The organism is Aliiroseovarius sp. F20344, assembly GCF_023016155.1.
Classification (GTDB): domain Bacteria; phylum Pseudomonadota; class Alphaproteobacteria; order Rhodobacterales; family Rhodobacteraceae; genus Aliiroseovarius.
The window spans coordinates 827,301-841,811 of sequence record NZ_JALKBG010000008.1; the positions used below are offsets into that span (position 1 = coordinate 827,301).

Annotated in this window: 9 protein-coding genes; 6 read left to right on the plus strand and 3 right to left on the minus strand. The window is 57.4% G+C overall.

The window, feature by feature from the left end:
• Positions 1 to 71 precede the first annotated feature (71 nt).
• Positions 72 to 1,280, plus strand: coding sequence for a LysM peptidoglycan-binding domain-containing protein (locus MWU55_RS13065; protein ID WP_246936656.1), 1,209 nt, complete (start codon positions 72 to 74; stop codon positions 1,278 to 1,280).
• On the opposite strand, the gene MWU55_RS13070 is transcribed toward MWU55_RS13065, so the two are convergent.
• Positions 1,277 to 1,624, minus strand: coding sequence for a metalloregulator ArsR/SmtB family transcription factor (locus MWU55_RS13070; protein ID WP_246936658.1), 348 nt, complete (start codon positions 1,622 to 1,624; stop codon positions 1,277 to 1,279). The two genes, MWU55_RS13065 and MWU55_RS13070, sit on opposite strands and share 4 nt — an antisense overlap.
• A gap of 81 nt (positions 1,625 to 1,705) precedes the next feature.
• On the opposite strand from MWU55_RS13070, the gene MWU55_RS13075 reads away from it, so the two are divergent.
• Positions 1,706 to 3,532 carry an ABC transporter ATP-binding protein/permease gene (locus tag MWU55_RS13075; RefSeq protein WP_246936660.1) on the plus strand — a complete coding sequence of 609 codons (1,827 nt, stop codon included), beginning with the start codon at positions 1,706 to 1,708 and terminating at the stop codon, positions 3,530 to 3,532.
• Between the two features lie 46 nt (positions 3,533 to 3,578).
• On the opposite strand, the gene MWU55_RS13080 is transcribed toward MWU55_RS13075, so the two are convergent.
• Both MWU55_RS13080 and MWU55_RS13085 read right to left on the minus strand, forming a co-directional pair.
• Positions 3,579 to 7,355: an efflux RND transporter permease subunit gene (locus tag MWU55_RS13080; protein ID WP_246936662.1), complete on the minus strand. Its 3,777-nt coding sequence runs from the start codon at positions 7,353 to 7,355 to the stop codon at positions 3,579 to 3,581.
• Positions 7,352 to 8,584, minus strand: a complete 1,233-nt coding sequence (locus MWU55_RS13085; RefSeq protein ID WP_246936664.1) for an efflux RND transporter periplasmic adaptor subunit — start codon at positions 8,582 to 8,584, stop codon at positions 7,352 to 7,354. The genes MWU55_RS13080 and MWU55_RS13085 overlap by 4 nt, the downstream gene beginning before the upstream one ends.
• Before the next feature lie 217 nt (positions 8,585 to 8,801).
• Here MWU55_RS13085 and MWU55_RS13090 point away from each other — a divergent pair, with 217 nt between their 5' ends.
• The 4 genes from MWU55_RS13090 (at position 8,802) to MWU55_RS13105 (ending at position 14,474) form a co-directional block, all read left to right on the plus strand.
• Positions 8,802 to 9,440 (plus strand): hypothetical protein, encoded by a 639-nt coding sequence (locus tag MWU55_RS13090; RefSeq protein WP_246936666.1) that lies wholly within the window; start codon positions 8,802 to 8,804, stop codon positions 9,438 to 9,440.
• A 61-nt stretch (positions 9,441 to 9,501) separates the two neighbouring features.
• Complete coding sequence (locus MWU55_RS13095) at positions 9,502 to 10,851, plus strand: PQQ-like beta-propeller repeat protein (protein WP_246936668.1); 1,350 nt, start codon at positions 9,502 to 9,504, stop codon at positions 10,849 to 10,851.
• Between the two features lie 47 nt (positions 10,852 to 10,898).
• A complete protein-coding gene (gene der, locus MWU55_RS13100) occupies positions 10,899 to 12,359 on the plus strand; it encodes a ribosome biogenesis GTPase Der (protein WP_246936670.1) in 1,461 nt (486 codons plus the stop codon).
• Between the two features lie 156 nt (positions 12,360 to 12,515).
• The gene (locus MWU55_RS13105) at positions 12,516 to 14,474 is read left to right on the plus strand and encodes a bifunctional 2',3'-cyclic-nucleotide 2'-phosphodiesterase/3'-nucleotidase (RefSeq protein ID WP_246936672.1); all 1,959 of its coding nucleotides are present in this window, start codon (positions 12,516 to 12,518) and stop codon (positions 14,472 to 14,474) included.
• The last annotated feature ends 37 nt before the right edge of the window (positions 14,475 to 14,511 follow it).

Consider the following 14,511-nt stretch of genomic DNA (forward strand, 5'->3'; position numbering starts at 1 on the left):
TGACCGGTGTTAGCGGTATTGCTAGGGTCGGGCAAGACAACGCGACGAAAAGATCGCTGAAGGGGACGTTTATGGCTGGAAGTAACGGCGGCGCATCTGGCGCTGGCAAAATCTGGATTGGTGTTGGGGTTGCCTTGGCCATTGCGGCGGCGGCCTATGGTATCTTCATGCGCTCGGCTGGGGACGCGCCCGTAGCGGAGGTCAGTGAGGTCGAGACAACGCTCACCGAAAGCGAACCGGCATCAACGGATATCCCTGAACCAGAAGCCAGTGCTGAAAGCGCTCCGGAAGAAGTTGTTCAGCCAGAAACACCTGCCACCGAGGCCCCGAGGTTTGACGTTGTTCGCGTGGATCCAGAAGGGCGCACTGTTGTGGCAGGGCAAGCCGCGCCGGGGGTGAACCTCCAACTGCTTTTAAACGGTGAACCGCTTGATACCGTAAGCACAGATGCATCGGGCAATTTCGTAGCTCTTTTGAATATCCCCGTGACCGAACCCGGGCAGCTGAGCCTGCAAGAGGTTGATGATGCGGGGCAGGTTAGCGAAAACCAACAAGCAAGTGCGACGGTTTTGATCGAACCAGTTGCGCCTACGACAGATGTCGCCACCACCGAACCAGCGGCCACGGATGAAACAGCTAGCTCTGAAACAGCAAGTTCTGAAACAGCAAGTTCTGAAACATCTGATGAGGTCGTTGCTCAAACGCTGCCCGTTGAGGAAGCGACACCTGCGCCACGGGTACTTTTGGCGGATGATCAGGGCATCACAGTGCTTCAAGATAGTGCCGGAGAGCTTACGGTTCAGAATGTGGTCATTGATGCGATTTCATATGATGATGCGGGCGAAGTGGCCTTGTCGGGTCGTGCGACCGCGGGCGGGAACGTGCGCGTGTATTTGGACAATGAGCCGATTGAAACAACCTCGATCCCCGATAGCGGTCAGTGGCGCCTGCCTTTGCCGGATGTCGCCAGCGGAGTGTATACCCTGCGCGTGGATGAGCTTGCCCCCGATGGCACGGTCACTTCGCGCACTGAGACCCCGTTTAAACGTGAAGAACCTGCACAAGTTGCGGCGGCTTCTGAGGCAGACACCCCGCGTGAACGGGTCGAGGCGATAACAGTCCAGCCCGGCGCGACCCTTTGGGCGATCGCACGCACGCATTTAGGCGAAGGGCTTTTGTATGTTCAGGTGTTTGATGTCAACCGGGAGAAGATCAAGGATCCCGATCTGATCTATCCGGGGCAGGTCTTTGCCATTCCGGGTGAAGAGCAAGCGAACTAAGCCTGCTCAGCGGGGGCGTTGGCTTTGCGCTTTGCCCCCATGCAGGCGGACACATCCGCAGCCCCTGCACAGCAGTCATTCAAAAGATATGAAATGACTTCTCCCAACGCTGTACGATCAGCCGCATAGATCACATGCCGACTTTCCTTTCGCGAGGTGAGAAGCCCGGCTTGCTCTAGCTGCGACAGGTGAAAAGACAGACCCGAGGCTGACACGCCAAGGGTTTGCGCAATGTCGCCTGCACACAGCCCATCATCCCCGCGCGGCACAAGCAGGCGCACGATCTCAAGCCGGGTGTCATGGGCCATCGCGGACAGGGATTTCAGGACTCGACTCTGTTTCATAGTTCAAATATTGATGAAATATTGAAATGACGCAAGCCCCCTTGGGCGCATCTGCTCAGCTTGCCCAACGCCAGGATCACTATGTCTCCCAGCCGCATCACTACCACCGAGCTTCCAGACAACAATTGGCGCACCATTCGCCGGGTCGCGCCGTATCTTTGGCCAGACGATCATCCTTGGGTGAAGCGTCGGGTTGTGCTGGCGATGCTGGCGCTTCTTTTGTCCAAAGTGATCTCGGTCGCGACGCCATGGTTCTATCGTGAAGCGGTCAACGCGTTGGCGGGTGAAGGGTCGGATCCAGCTTTCCTGATGGGGGCAGGGGCCGTCGGACTGACGCTGGCCTATGGCATGGCGCGTCTTATGACCAACGGCTTTCAGCAGTTGCGCGATGCGATTTTCGCCAAGGTGGGCCAGCGCGCGCTTCGGCAGCTCGCACTGGAAACCTTCACCCATATTCATCGTCTTTCCATGCGCTACCACATCACGCGAAAAACAGGTGGGCTCAGCCGGATCATCGAGCGTGGCGTGAAGGGGGTCGAGTTCCTTTTGCGCTTCATGCTCTTCTCGATGGGCCCTTTGATCCTTGAACTTGGCTTGATCGCGCTGATCCTCTTTATCACTTTCGATGTGTGGTATCTGGCGGTCGTGGTGGTCACCATCTGGGCGTATGTCTGGTTCACGTTCAAGGTCACCGAATGGCGCGTGAAAATCCGCAAGGAAATGAATGACCAAGACACGGACGCCAACCAAAAGGCCATCGACAGTCTTTTGAACTTTGAGACCGTAAAGTATTTCGGGGCCGAGAGGCGCGAGGCAGAGCGGTATGACAGTGCGATGGCGGGTTACGAGAAAGCCGCACTGAAGACCTCGTATTCGTTGGCATTTCTGAACTTTGGCCAAGCGCTTTTGATCACTGGCGGCTTGGTTGCGGTTATGATTTTGGCAGCCGTCGGGGTTCAAAACGGTCAACTGACCGTCGGCGATTTCGTCATGGTAAACGCCTATATGATCCAGATTACCATGCCTTTGAACTTCCTTGGCACGGTCTATCGCGAGATCCGGCAGGCCTTGGTGGATATGAGCGAGATGTTTGATCTGTTAGAGCAACCGGCTGACGTGAATGACAAGCCCGATGCCGCTGAGATCGCGGTGAAGGGTGGCGCGCTTCGCTTTAAGGATGTGCATTTTGGATATGAGCCTGAGCGCCCAATATTGAAAGGTGTCTCGCTGGATGTTGGGGCTGGGAAAACGGTTGCGATTGTTGGCCCTTCGGGGTCCGGCAAGTCGACCATCGGGCGGCTGTTGTTCCGCTTCTACGACGTCAACGACGGCAGTCTGTCGATTGATGGGCAGGACGTGCGCGACGTGACCCAAGACAGTTTGCATGGCCAAATTGGCGTGGTGCCGCAAGACACAGTGCTGTTCAACGACTCGATCCTTTACAACATCGCTTATGGCCGCCCCGAGGCCACCCGCACAGAAATCGAAGACGCCGCCAAGGCTGCCAAAATCCATGACTTTATCATGGAGCTGCCCGAGGGCTATCAGACGCAGGTGGGCGAACGTGGATTGAAGCTGTCCGGCGGCGAAAAGCAACGTGTGGGCATTGCGCGAACGCTGTTGAAGAACCCGCCGATCCTATTGCTGGACGAAGCAACCTCGGCCTTGGACACCCAGACCGAGCGCGACATTCAAGACAGTCTGCGCGAAATGGGGCAGGGGCGCACGGTGATCACCATCGCGCACCGCTTGTCGACCATCGTGGACGCGGATGAGATTGTGGTGCTGGACGCCGGTGTGATTGTCGAGAAGGGCACCCATGATGCGCTGTTGGAGCATGGCGGACGCTACGCGGCCATGTGGGCACGGCAAGCAAGTGAGGGTGAGCCTGAAGCACTGGCTGGCTGAACCTACTGCCACAAAAACGAAAAGGCGCGGTCCCCCGCGCCTTTTTCTATTCTGCTGCTTGCTTGCCGTCTGAGGGTTTCGCTGGCTTAGGCTTTGACTGTTTCGTCTTTGCCGGTTCCTTGGCGCTTTCCGTCGGAGGTTCAGGGACATCTGGCGCGGCAGGTTGATCATCAGCGGCAACCTCATCTTCCTCGAACGTCCAAATCATCTCATGCAGCTCTTGCTTTTTTGCGGCTTTCTCAAGCATGCGATCGCGCGCGGTCTGGCCAGAGCTTCGGGCGAGCGATTCAAGCAATGTGATCGAACGATATGCCCCTGCCGATAGCCACACTCGCAACGCCAGCATGGACGGTGTGAACACCAAGGTCAGTACTGTCGCGATGCCAAGGCCGAAGACCACGGCTGTGGCCAACTGCTTCCACCACAGCGCGGTTGGGCTGTCGATCGAATAGCCGCCGCCGAAGAAATCAAGCGACAAGCCAAACATCATCGGGGTCAGGCCGGCCATGGTGGTGATCGTGGTCAACAGAACCGGGCGGATCCGTGCCTCTGCCGTGCGGGTAATCGCCTCGATCTTGGGCATATGTCCTGCGTAGTCCTGATAGGTGTCGATCAGAACAATGTTGTTGTTCACAACAATCCCCGCCAATGCCACGATCCCCGTGCCTGTCATGATGATCGAAAACGGCTGCTGCATCACCATCATGCCGATCAGCACGCCCGTGGTGGACAAGACCACGGCCAAAAGCACCAGAACTGAATTGTAGATGCTGTTGAACTGCGCCAAGAGGATGATGAACATCAGCCCCAACGCGCCAATGAAAGCCTGACCAAGGAAGGCCTGGCTTTCAGCCTCGTCTTCCTGATCGCCGGTCCATTCGTAAGTGACGCCTTCGGGCAGACCTGTGCTTTCGATCCACTTGGTCAGCGTGGCAATCTGTACAGCGGGAGTCACAGGGGTGCGCGTCAGATCGGGCGTGTCCTCCATGATCTTTGCTGCCTCGTCCAGAGAGACGACCTGTTCACTGCCATCCTCGGCTGTCAGACGCACCAGATCGCTGACCACGGCGGCTTTAATGTCATAATATCGGCTCTGATCCACCCGGTCGATCTGGGCAAAACTGGGAACCGGTTTTCGGGTCACGAAATTTGACAGTGGCACCAGACCACCCGGTGTGCGCAGACGCAACGTGTCCAGCGTGGACAAAACGCGGTCTTCTTCCGGCAGACGCACGCGGATTTCAATCTCTTCGTCCGAGCTGTCCACCCGCATCGTATCCAAGAGGATCCCGTTGGTGATCAGTTGCACCATGCCGCCCACCGTGGCGACGTTGGTGCCAAAGCGCCCAGCCTCGGCCACATCCACTTGCAGCTGCCAGTCGATGCCGGGCAGGGGCAGGGTGTCTTCGATGGCATTCAGGCCGGGCACGGTTTCGAACTTCGCGACCGCTGCGGCCGTTGCGGCCTGCAAGCTGTCCCAGTTGTCACCTTTCAGGCGAAGATGCACTGGCTTGGCGGATGCCGGGCCACGGTTCAGGTTCAAAACCTCGATCCGAATGCCCGGAATGGTTTTCAGGCGTTCTTCAAGACGCAGCATAACAGCGTCACCGTCATATTCCGGGTCAATCTCGCGCGTGGTGAAGGGAATAATGCCAAAGAGCGGGGCATCCTTTTCGACCGCAGGGCGGTCATCCCAGGCGACCAGCTCGATCTGCAACTGGCCCACGGTGTCACGCGGACCTGATGCGCCGCCGGTGTTTTGGTTCAGCCCACCAGCGCCCGCAAAGGCAAACACGCTTTCAATCCCTTTGGTGCTGAGTGCGATGTCTTCAGCCTGACGCACCATGGCGTCCTTTTCGGAAACGCTTAGATTGCCGCGCCCGCGCACGTAAACAATGGCTTGTTCCGGTTCGCTGTCCGTGAAGAATTCAACGCCAAGGCTGTTTTTGCCAAACGTCACGAAGGTGGCTCCAACAAAACCAACCACAAGAACAATGCTGACAATCGGCATAATCGGATTGCCCGCGATGAAATGGATCACATGGCCAAACTTGGTGCGTTGATAACCGCCGTGCACGTGGTCGTCTTCGCGATGCCACGGCATATGCCAGTCAATCGATCCCATTGCGATTGAGGTTGCAGATGCCCCGATCAGGAACATCAATGCGCCGGGCAGGATGGCCATCGCACCTTCGAACGGGCTGGTACCACCGAAAAGATATCCGGGGTTCAGCAACTGAAGGGCTGACAAGAAAAGAACATAGGCCGACACAATTGCCAAAGGCAGGCGCACCCAAATGGGTGTAACGGTCAAAGCGCCGGACAAGGTGCCAAACAACCTGCTGATGCGGCCCGAAACCCCGCCGACGACAGGCAGGTAAACAAGCGCCACAAGCAGTGATGCCGACAGGACATAGATCAGGGTCTTGGGCAGCCAACCCATGAACTGACCCGGAATGCCCGGCCAGAACAACATGGGCAGGAACGCGCAAAGGGTTGTCGCGGTTGAGCTGACAATGGGCCAGAACATCCGCTTGGCCGCCATCGTGTAGGCCTGCATAGGTCCGACGCCCAGTTTGATCTTTTTATCTGCGTATTCGACGACGACAATGGCCCCGTCGACCAGCATGCCGACCGCAAGGATCAATCCAAACATCACAATGTTCGAGATCGTGACCCCAAGCGCTCCAAACAGCGCGAAGGTCAGCAGGAAAGAGGTCGGAATGGCAAAGCCCACCAGGAGGGCAGGTCGAGTTCCAAGCGCGCCCAGAACCACGATCATCACCAGCGCAATGGCCGTCACGACCGAGCCTTCCAACTGACGCACCATGCTGTCCACGATGATGGATTGATCATTCGACACGCCAACCCATACGGCTTGTTGCAGCTCGGGTGGCCATTCGGCGCGGGTTTCATCAACGATACGTCGGACCTCGGCAGCCGTGCCGATCAGGTTGAAGCCTTTGCGTTTCACAACCTGAAGCGCGACAGTGGTTTCGCCGTTGAAACGGGCAGTGCCCTCGCGATCCTCAAAGGTTAGACGGATGGTTGCCAGATCCCCAAGCGTTACAACGCTGTCGTCATTGACCTTGATGGGCAGGTCGTAAATGTCCTGCAATTCGTCAAAAGACGATGGGATTTTGATCGCTGTCGACCCGGTAGGCGTCTTGATATCCCCGGCCGCAATCAGCTGGTTGTTGTTTTGCACAACCGAGATCAGCTCGCCCGCCGTGACATTATAAGCTTCAAGTTTCAGCGGATCGATCTCGACCTCGATCATTTCGTCGCGATACCCGGCAAGCGAGGCTTCCAGCACGCTGTCCAGAGCTTCAAGCCTGTCTTGAAGGTCACGCGCGATCTGGACCAGCGTGCGTTCCGGCACGTTTCCGGTCAGATTTACGATGATGATCGGAAACTCCGAGAAGTTGATTTCATTGACCGAATAGCTGTCATAGCCCGCAGGGAAATCACCCTCGGCATTGTTCATCGCGTCCCGGACGTCGGCCATGACCTTGGTCTTGTCCCAACCGAATTCGAATTCTAGTGCCACACCGGCATAGCCTTCGGCTGCGGTGCTCGACATGGTTTTAAGCCCGTCGATATCCGCCAGCTCGGTCTCCATTGGTCGAACCAGAAGCTGTTCGGCATCTGCGGCGGAAATGCCGGGGAAAGGGACAGATACGAAGATCGCCGGAATTTCAATATCCGGTTCGCCTTCTTTCGGAAGGCTGACATACGCAATTGTACCCGCCAAAATCGACAGGATCACGAAGGCTATGACCATTCGGGCCCGTTCAGAGGCCCAGTCAATGATTCCGGTCATAACCCGGCCTCCTGATAGGTGATGTTAAGCTCGGATCCATCTGTGACATAGTGATGCCCAATGATGATGACATCTGATGCATCCCCAAGTCCGGTCACCCAGACACCTTTCAGGCTGTCGCGCACGACGGTCACGGTTTGGAACCCTGCGGTTTCACCATCTGCAACAATGCGCACACCAAGATCACCGTTGTCATCCAGCGTCAGAGCACTTTGCGGCAAGAGATGCGCTGTGGTGCCTTGCCCGGTTGCGATGATTTCGGCGGTTTGGCCAGCTCGCACGGGGGCTTCGCCCTCGGCTGGCTGAACTTCAACATCTACGCGGAAGGTGCGGGTCACAGGATCAGCCGTGTCTGCAACAAACGTGACCTTGCCTTGCAAGGCCCGGCCCGAAGCCAAGCGCACATTCGCGACAAGACCGGGCGAAAGCTGATCCACCAAAAGCTCTGACACAAAGCCTACAACCCGCACCGGATCATACTGAACCAAGGTTGCACATTGCGCGCCAGGCTGAAGCAGAGTGCCAATATCGGCAGTGTCTGTTTCAAGCTCCCCATCAAATGGCGCGCGAATTTCCAAGCGCTCAATCTCGCGTTCCGCGCCGGCGACAGCGGCTTGGGCCGACTGGATGGCCGCGTCTGAACTGGATGCGCCGGAGCGGGCTGAGATGACGCCAGCGCGTGCCGTTTCAACGCCAGCGCGGGCGTTGGCGACGCGGGTGTCGGATGCAAACCCTCCTTCAGAAAGCTTCGTGGCGGCGGTCAGGTTGATTGTCGCCTCGTCCAGACGGGCCTGCGCTTCGATCACGCGGGCTTCTGCTTCTGGTGCGCGTGCTGTTGCTTCGGCCAGGCGAGCTTTCGCTTCCGCTAGGCTTGCTTCGCGTGTCCCCGGATCAAGGCGACACATGACGTCACCTTTTGCAACTGTCAGCCCTTTGGAAAGCTTGTCCGAGATCACTTGACCCGAGGTTTCTGCCCGCAATTCAACGCGGCGGGTGGCTTCAGTGCGCCCCCGAATAACAATGGGTGTTTCGATTTCGCGGGCCTTGGATTTCAGCACGACCACCGAAAGGCCAACCTTGTCAGCCTCATCGGCGTCTTGTGCGCTGTCTGAAACTTCTGTTGGTGTCTCAGAAACACCAGCGGCCTCATCAAGGGTGTCGCGTTGGAACACAAGCATGAAAAGGCCTGCGATGACCAGCAATGCTGTCAGAATTGGAAATAGACGCATGACCCCTCCTGGTGGGCAATATTTTTGAAGGCAATGTTTTGCGACTGAACATAGGCACTCGTGTTCGCGGTAACAAGTTCAGAGACTGCAATTGGTGATTGATTTCCGTAACGAAATATATTGCAGCGGACGCTTTGTTCGCCAAGCCTTTCTATGCCCCTTGGCAACGGAGCTTCGTTCGGGCAAAAGAAAGCGACTGAATTCGGAGGCACGCGCCGTGAGCGATACAGATAGTTTCATCGAGGAAGTGACCGAAGAGGTCCGTCGAGACAAGCTTTATGCAATGATGCGGCGCTATGGCTGGATTGCCGTGCTGGCCGTTGTCGCTGTTGTCGGGGCCGCTGCCTATAATGAATGGCGCAAAGCCAGTGAACGGGCTAAAGCCGAAGCCTTTGGCGATGCCATTCTTGCCGCCGAAGGTATTTCTGAGCCCGAGCAGAGAATCGCAGCTCTTCAGGGCATCGCGGCATCTGGCGAACAAAGCGCCGTTTTGAACCTTCTCTTGGCTACCGACACGTCGGATCAATCGGCCGAAGCCCTTGGCAAAATCGCCTCTGACGCCAGCCTGCCGGATCATTTCCGTCATTTGGCCATGCTGCGTCTTGCCCAGATGCAAAACGAGGCTGTGACCTTGGACGAGCTTCGTGGCATGCTTGCGTCTGTTGTTGTTGCCGGTGCGCCTTATCGCGTGCTTGGCGAAGAAGCCCTTGCCATCGCCGAGCTGCAAGCCGGGGAAAAGGACGCCGCACTCACCCGCCTTCAGGCGCTTTTGATAGATGATGAAGCATCGGGGGCCTTGCGTCGCCGAGCTTCTCAGTTGATTGTTGCGCTAGGGGGCACGCCAGAGGCATCCTGATCGATAGGAATTTGCTGTAAGCCTTTGACGATATTTATATGAGATCCTTGGGGGATTTGTTGTGAAATTCAAATTGAGCGCCGCGCTTTTGACTTCGATGAGCATTCTGGCTGGATGTTCTACCCCGGAATACATTTTGCCGGGTGACCGCGAAGGTCTGCGCAGTCCGAACCCCCAAACTCTTGGTGAAGATGCCGCTGCCGACGCAATTGCGCAACGCGCCGAGACGGAACAACAAGACGGGGCCCGGCCAATCAGCCTGCCGCGGCAGGTCAATCACGCCAGCTGGACCCATTTGGGCGGATCACCGACCCATCAGGTTCAACATGCGGCCTTGTCTTCAACGCCTCAGCTGATCTGGAGCGCTCCGATCGGGCAGGGCAATGATCGCAAGCACCGCATCACAGCAGAACCCGTGGTCGCGAATGGCCGCATCTACACATTGGACAGCCGTGCCCAAGTGGTGGCCACGGCAACTTCGGGTGCAACTGTCTGGTCACGCGACCTGACGCCAGCCTCGGATCGGTCTGATGATGCGTCGGGCGGTGGCTTGGCCTATGCTAACGGCGTCGTTTACGTGTCTTCTGGTTTTGGCCTTGTGTCGGCGCTGGACGCCGCAACCGGCAAAGTGAAATGGCAGCAGCGTATGGATGCGCCGGGCTCGGGGGCTCCGGCCGCCGTGGGTGGTTTGGTCTATGTGGTCAGCCGCGACAACACGGCTTGGGCGATGGATGCCGCCAACGGCAAGGTGAAATGGCGCCTGACCGGCACACCTAGCCAAGAAGGCGTGGTTGGCGTTTCATCACCCGCCGTGACCGATCGAGTTGTGCTTCTGCCTTTCGCGTCGGGAGAGGTTGTCGCCGCTTTGAAAAAAGGTGGAACGCGTACGTGGTCCAGCCTGATTGCTGGGGAACGCTTGGGTCGTGCCTACACACAGGTCACCGATATCACCGGCGAGCCTGTGGTCAAAAACGGCGTGATCTATTCCGGTAGCCCAGCAGGGCGCACCGTGGCCTTGAACCTGTCCGGCGAACGTCTTTGGACCGCCACCGAAGGCGCGACCAGCCCAGTTTGGGTCACAGGGGGCTCGGTCTTCCTTGTGTCGGATGAGAACGAGATTGTGCGTCTTGACGCAGAAACCGGCGAACGGGTCTGGGGCACGCGCCTTCCTTACTTCACCAAGCGAAAAGCACGTAAGATCAAACGCATCCACGCCAATCTTGGCCCGGTTTTGGCTGGTGGAAAGCTGTGGGTGGCGTCGTCTGACGGGGTCATGCGTGGCTACAATCCCGTGGATGGTACCCTGATTGCTCAAACAGCCGTTCCCGGCGGCGCAGCAACGCGACCAGTAGTTGTGAACGGCGTCGCCTATGTGGTGGCGCGTGACGGCAAACTTCTGGCTTTGCGCTGACCGTAAAACCGTGTATGCGGGGCGCTTGACGCAACCCGGAGTGCAAAATGAGCTTCACCCTAGCCATCGTGGGGCGCCCGAATGTGGGCAAATCCACCCTGTTCAACCGCTTGGTTGGCAAGCGCCTTGCGCTGGTTGATGACCAGCCCGGTGTTACCCGCGACCTGCGCGAAGGCGAGGCGCGGTTGGGGGATTTGCGCTTTACCATCATTGACACTGCCGGGCTTGAAGAAGCCACGGATGAAAGCCTTCAGGGCCGCATGCGTCGCCTCACGGAACGCGCCGTGGAAATGGCCGACGCCTGTTTGTTCATCATAGATGGTCGTGCGGGTGTCCTTCCTGCGGATGAAGTGTTCGCCGACATTCTGCGCCGTAAGAACGCGCATGTGATCCTTGGGGTGAACAAGGCCGAAGGAAAGGCCGCAGATGCAGGCGTAATCGAGGCCTATTCCTTGGGCCTTGGTGAACCGATCCGTATGTCGGGTGAACATGGCGAGGGTATGGGTGAGCTGTTAGAGATACTCACCCCGATCGCAGACGAGTTCGAAGAACGTGCGGCAGAAACTGCCCCGGAGATCGAAGTCGATGTTAGCGACGACGATGACGAAGACACACCGAAGCTGCCCACCAATGAAAAGCCGCTTCAGGTTGCTGTGATTGGCCGCCCGAATGCTGGTAAGTCGACCCTGATCAACAAACTGATCGGCGAAGAACGCCTTTTGACTGGACCCGAAGCCGGGATCACCCGCGACTCAATTTCTTTGAAGTTTGACTGGAACGGCACACCTACTCGTATTTTTGACACTGCCGGGATGCGCAAACGTGCGAAGGTGCAGGAGAAGCTTGAAAAGCTGTCTGTGTCAGACGGCCTGCGTGCGGTGAAGTTCGCCGAAGTTGTTGTGGTCCTTCTGGACGCCGCCATCCCGTTTGAGCAGCAAGACCTTCGCATCGCGGATCTGGCAGAACGCGAAGGGCGTGCTGTGGTCATTGCCGTGAACAAGTGGGATGTGGAGCCCGAGAAACAGGCGAAGCTGAAAGGGCTGCTTGAATCGTTCAATCGCCTTCTGCCACAGCTGCGTGGCGCGCCATTGATTACGATCTCAGCTAAGACGGGCCGGGGCATGGATCGCCTGCACGAAGCAGTTATGCGCGCCTATGATGTGTGGAACCGCCGCGTGAAAACAGCACATCTGAACGGGTGGCTGGCCGAGATGGTATCAGCACACCCACCTCCCGCACCAGGCGGGCGCCGTATCAAGCTGCGTTACATGACACAGACCAAAACCCGCCCTCCGGGTTTCGTTGTTATGTGTTCGCACCCCGACAAGCTGCCGGAAAGCTATTCGCGCTATCTGGTCAATGGATTGCGGGAAGATTTCGATATGCCGGGGACACCCATTCGCCTGACCATGCGTGGGCAGGGTGACAAGAACCCCTATAAAAACCGCAAAAAATCAACACCTTCGCGGTTGCGTAAGCACCTTGGAAAGGGGCGCGCGGACGAGTGATTCACGCGCTATCCTGACTGAAAAGCAGAAACTCCGCCCTTTGCGAAACGGGCGGAGTTTCGCTTTTCTGGGGAAAAAGACTCTCGGATTGCGTCATTCATCTGTCATGCTGGGGTCATAGCATTCCGAAATCATACCAACACGACCGAGGTTCCCATGCCCCTTTCAATGACCCGTCGCGGTTTTCTGGCCGGCTCAGCCGGTTTCATCGCGCTTCATCCGTACTCTGTTCTAGCGTCTTCCAATCAGGCGCATTTGCGCATCATGGAGACGACTGACCTGCATGTTCATGTCTTCCCTTACGACTACTATTCTGACCGAGAGACGGATCGCGTCGGTTTGGCGCGTACGGCGTCACTGATCAACGATGTCCGGGCCGAGGCAACGAATTCCCTGCTTTTGGATAACGGCGATTTCCTTCAGGGAAATCCCATGGGCGACTACGTCGCCTATGAGCGGGGCATGAAAGAGGGCGATACGCATCCGGTTATCAATGCGATGAATACGCTCGGGTTCGATGGCTCGACGCTGGGCAACCACGAGTTCAACTATGGTCTGGATTTCCTAATGAAATCGCTGGCCGGATCCAACTTCCCGGTGGTCTGTGCAAACGTCGCCAAGAAATTGGGGGCGACCCCACGCGAAGATGAAACGCTTTTGCCACCTTATGTGATTGTCGAACGCTCGATCACCAATGGCGCAGGAACAACCCAACCGATCAAGGTCGGCTTCATCGGGTTTGTGCCGCCGCAGATCATGAATTGGGACCGCCGCCATCTGGAGGGCAATGTGCAGGCCCGTGATATCATCGAAGCTGCCCGCGCCTATATCCCACAGATGCGAGAGGAAGGCGCAGACCTGATCATCGCTTTGTCCCACTCGGGCATTGGTGCCGCCGAGCATACGGATGGGATGGAGAATGCCTCGGTCCCATTGGCCGCAATCGAAGGCATCGACGCGATCCTGACGGGACACTCGCATCTGGTCTTCCCATCCTCGACCTACGCCGATTTCCCCGGCGTGGATGTGGAGCGCGGTACAATTATGAGCACGCCTGCCGTCATGGGCGGCTTTTGGGGCTCGCATATGGGGTTGATCGATCTTCTGATCGAGCATGATGGCGGGGCGTGGCGCGTTGTATCGCACACGTCAGAAGCCCGCCCGATCTATAAACGGGAAGAGGATCGTTCGATCACCGCCCTTGTTGAGAGCGATCCGAAGGTTCTGGCGTCGGTTCAAGCCGAGCATGACGAAACGCTTGCCTATGTGCGTCGTGCAGTGGGCAAGACAGACGCACCTTTGCACAGCTATTTCGCGCTGGTGGCGGATGATCCTTCGGTCCAGATCGTGTCCAATGCGCAGACATGGTACATCAAACAGATGATGCAGGGGACAGAGCATGAGGGGCTTCCGATCTTGTCGGCTGCGGCTCCCTTCAAAGCCGGTGGCCGGGGTGGTCCGGACTACTACACCGACGTGGCAGTCGGGGATGTCGCGATCAAAAACGTCGCGGATCTGTACCTTTATCCCAATACTGTGCGGGCCGTTCGTATCAACGGGGCGACGGTGCGCGAATGGCTTGAACGGTCAGCGAGTATCTTCAATCAAGTTGATCCGGGGGCCGAGGATGCCATCCTGTTGAACCCCGAAATGCCATCTTACAACTTTGATGTGATTGATGGTGTGACCTATCAGATCAATCTTGGCCAAGCGGCGCGGTATAACCGGGACGGAGAGGTTGTGGCCCCGGATGCCCATCGTATTGAGAACCTGAGGTTTGCCGGGCAACCTATTGATGACGCACAAGAGTTCATCATCGCCACCAACAACTACCGCGCAGGCGGCGGCGGGCATTTCCCGGGCGCCGATGGCACGACGACGATCTTCGAAGGTCCGGATACCAACCGTGATGTGATCGTCCGCTACATCGTTGAACAGGGCACGGTCAGCCCGCGTGCGGATGCGAACTGGTCCTTCACTCCGATTGACGGCACCACGGTTCTCTTTGAAACCGGGCCTGCCGCGTCGAAACACATTGACGGTGTCGAAGGCATGACAATTGAAGAGGTTGGAATGTCAGAAAGCGGGTTTGCGCAGTATCGCATTTCGCTGTGACCTCCAAAGATCAAGGGCGGCCCTTTTGCCGCCCTTG